The sequence below is a fragment of the Psychrobacter sp. TB20-MNA-CIBAN-0197 genome (assembly GCF_040309765.1).
Lineage (GTDB): Bacteria > Pseudomonadota > Gammaproteobacteria > Pseudomonadales > Moraxellaceae > Psychrobacter > Psychrobacter submarinus.
The window spans coordinates 1-362 of sequence record NZ_JBEOPC010000201.1 but is presented as its reverse complement, the minus strand read 5'-3'; the positions used below and the strand labels follow the sequence as shown (position 1 = coordinate 362).

General features: G+C 61.6%; 1 protein-coding gene and 1 pseudogene. Both read left to right on the top strand.

The window, feature by feature from the left end:
- Positions 1–24: 24 nt before the first annotated feature.
- A pseudogene (locus AAEY83_RS13310) lies at positions 25–138 on the top strand (immunoglobulin-like domain-containing protein); the annotation flags it as partial.
- Positions 139–153: 15 nt separating this feature from the next.
- Positions 154–362: immunoglobulin-like domain-containing protein (locus AAEY83_RS13305; protein ID WP_351059492.1), on the top strand; the 209-nt coding region annotated here is incomplete at its 3' end.

Genomic DNA, 362 nt, shown 5'->3' with positions numbered 1-362 from the left:
ACCGTAACCTTGTCGAACGGCGCCGTGATCACCATCGACGCAGGCAAGACCATCGGCACCGTGAACGTTCCAGCGCCAGCTGACGACGTCTACAAAGACGCCGGCTCTGTGCAGGCGACGATCACCAGCGCTACCGGCGGCAATTTCGAGAACTTGGTACCGAGCACAGCTCCGGCCGTAACGACTGTCACCGATACCATCGATACCTCGACCGTCAAACTGACCGCCGATACATCGGTCGCTGAGGGCGGCACTGTGACTTACACCGCCACCGTTGGTGCGCCTGTGACTGGCTCGCCTGTGGTCGTGACTCTGGCCAACGGCCAGACCATCACCATCGGCGTCGGTCAGACTACCGGTAC